This is a genomic window from Enterobacter sp. FUJ80071 (genome assembly GCF_038739915.1).
GTDB lineage: Bacteria > Pseudomonadota > Gammaproteobacteria > Enterobacterales > Enterobacteriaceae > Enterobacter > Enterobacter kobei.
Window position 1 is genome coordinate 1 of record NZ_JBBXKH010000007.1, and the last position, 2,685, is coordinate 2,685.

Consider the following 2,685-nt stretch of genomic DNA (forward strand, 5'->3'; position numbering starts at 1 on the left):
ATCTGCGCAACTTGGATGTAGTTCTCGTAATCCAGTTCTGCGAGCAAGGCCATCAGCACACGCATCTGGTCATGGTTTAGCTCATTGGCAATGGTAATTAGCGCGGCTTGGTTCATAGTAAAGTGCCTCTGGAATGATGACTTTTGTTTAGGACGAATCACTGCTACAAAACCACCTAATTCCTCCCCTGTAGTTTGGTCTACCTGCGTGATTCTCCGCATCTAAAAATCTCCATTCAGGAAAAAATAGTTATCTCTCAAGATAACTAAGTTATCTCTAGAGATAACTATTGTCAAAAACTTTCCGCTTGTGGCGCGGCTTCCCAGCCATCCCCTTCTGTATCTTATTACTCTCCACAATCACACATCGGCAAAATCAGGTGCTTTTATGCCTGTTCTGAGTGTTAGGGTTCCTATGTAAGTGACGTGGAAATTCCGCTTCCTCGCTCATTCGCTCACTACGTTCGGTCATGAGTCTGCGGCGAGCGGTTCTTGATTTTTTAAAACGATATTCGGAGCTTTATTTCGTCAAGGGCGAGCGTAGCGAGTTCATTTACCCTTGACGATGCACTGTAAAAAACACTTCCGGAAGTGTGGTTGGTGTCACAAAGTGATGCCAACCACCTGTAGACTGGGTTTAATCTTTTTTAAGCAGTTTATAGCCATCTCTAATGCTAAATAGCGTGTGCATAAACACAACGTTTCTCCCCAGTATTCTCTGGATCTCAGACGCGGTTAGTGGTTTTTCGTACCTAACAAAGCCTGATAGCTTCTGGTAGTAGGTCTTGTCTGGCACGCCATTATGATCTTTCTTTAAAACATCACCACTGGCGATACCATGTGCAACAATTCCTTCGCCGGAGCGATAAAGAAAGACTAAATCTCCTTTTTTAACCTGCTCCATTTTTTCCTTATAACCATCTTCAAATGTTGCCGCTACGCCCTCTGAAATCATGAACTTATCATCTTCTTCATGATGAACTCTGTTAGTGTTAACCACATAACAATTTTGGTATAAGCCTTCTGAAAACTCAGCGCCAGGCTCCTCAGCCATTTCCTTTAAGCTTTCATCATCAAAGATGTATTCCTTTGCTAGGAGGTAGAATAGCTCGTTCCTTTTATAACCAGATTGCTGGGTTGCTAATGTCAGTAAATGGTCCTCTTCTTGGGTTAACCTAACGTTAATCGTCACTTCTATTTGGTCTGTTTGATTTTTTTTGTTTAGCGATTTTATGAATGACATCTTACTTTCCTCACCAGAGTTAATGTACTAATCAATGATAGTGAATCACTACATTGAAACAGAAGCATTGATCACATCTTTGATTTAAGCAATGACTTTATGTCATATATTTTTTATTAAGTTGAATTTAACGAACGATTTTGCGTAGCAAAGTCTAGTGAGTACACTATCATCCTGATAGTGGCCCGCCGGAGGCATCGCAATGCGATCCCCCGACTGGCTGGATGTACGCCAGAACGAGGGGGTAAGCATGGCGAATTACGCGATAATGCGCTGCAAAAAGCTGACGGGAATGGGCAGTGTGGCCAGCGCTTTGCAGCACTGCTACAGGGAGCGTGAGACGCCGAATGCTGACGCTGAACGGACACCAGAAAACTACTGCTCTGTGTCTCAGTCGGCAGATGAGGCGATGGGAAAGCTGCGGGAGCTGTTGCCGGAAAAACGCCGTAAAGATGCGGTACTGGCTGTTGAGTACGTTATGACGGCAAGCCCTGAGTGGTGGAAAGAAGCGACACCGCGGCAGCAGGCGGAGTTTTTCGCCCATTCTGAGCAGTGGCTGGAGAAGAAATACGGGAAGGATCGTGTTGTGGCTGCGGTAGTTCACCGGGACGAGGCCACCCCGCATTTGTCAGCGTTCGTGGTGCCATTGACGCAGGATGGACGGCTGTCCGCGAAAGAGTTTATTGGCGGGCGGTCAAAGATGCGTGACGATCAGAGCACCTACGCTGAATCAGTAAAAAAATTGGGTCTTGAGCGCGGCATCGAGGGAAGCCGTGCCACGCATCAGACAGTTCAGCACTACTACCAATCGATAAACCGTGGCACCCGTAGCCAGGTATCAATCTCGCCAGATGCGCTGGAGCCGCGCGTATTGCGGAAAGGAATTTTCACCAAAGACGTGGAAGATCAGGCAGCCATAGCCAAACGTCTAAGTCACGCAGTGAACGATGGCCTTGCAGGAACCATCGCCATGGCCTCTCAGAGCGCGCAGAATGCAAAAAGAGTGCGCGAGCTACAGAAGACTATGGACTCGCAGCAGAAACGCCTACAGAGCGTTACAGAGCCTTTTAAGGGCCTTTCCAGAGAGCAGATGACCGAAATCCTGATGATGGCTCAGCGGTTTAAGCAGCAAAACCAGGAAAAGGAAAAACAGCAGCGTATTGAACGTGAAAAACAGCGACAGACGCGATCGCGTGGCATGAGTCGTTAGTTTTGATGCGACATTCCAGAGATCAGCTTCTACCGCCCTGTATAACGCTGAGGCCGTTTTTTAGTGCTTTTTTGTGGTTGCTGACAGTACCTTTCCAACCGAACTGGGGATTCAAGCGATAAGTTTTGCTCCGTCCTATCTTAGGACCTTCCAGTATGATCCCGAAATCAATCAGGTTTTTTACCGCACGACTGACATTTGTTTTTTGCATAGTCAGCGCTTCCGCAATATCC

Annotated in this window: 2 protein-coding genes and 1 pseudogene; 1 reads left to right on the forward strand and 2 read right to left on the reverse strand. The window is 46.9% G+C overall.

Annotation, left to right across the window (positions count from 1 at the left end; all coding sequences use genetic code 11):
• Nucleotides 1-636: 636 nt before the first annotated feature.
• On the reverse strand, nt 637-1,242 hold the full coding sequence (locus tag AAER43_RS25865; protein WP_047359292.1) for a hypothetical protein: 606 nt from the start codon (nt 1,240-1,242) through the stop codon (nt 637-639).
• Between the two features lie 202 nt (nt 1,243-1,444).
• Here AAER43_RS25865 and mobV point away from each other — a divergent pair, with 202 nt between their 5' ends.
• A complete protein-coding gene (gene mobV / locus AAER43_RS25870) occupies nt 1,445-2,452 on the forward strand; it encodes a MobV family relaxase (protein WP_214456340.1) in 1,008 nt (335 codons plus the stop codon).
• A gap of 22 nt (nt 2,453-2,474) precedes the next feature.
• Here the strand turns inward: mobV and AAER43_RS25875 are convergent.
• Nucleotides 2,475-2,685, reverse strand: a pseudogene (locus AAER43_RS25875) (hypothetical protein); the annotation flags it as partial.

Coding starts and splice junctions, on each gene's coding strand:
- AAER43_RS25865 (WP_047359292.1), bottom strand. CDS start 1,242: ATGTCATTCATAAAATCGCTAAACAAAAAAAATCAAACAGACCAAATA.
- mobV (WP_214456340.1), top strand. CDS start 1,445: ATGCGATCCCCCGACTGGCTGGATGTACGCCAGAACGAGGGGGTAAGC.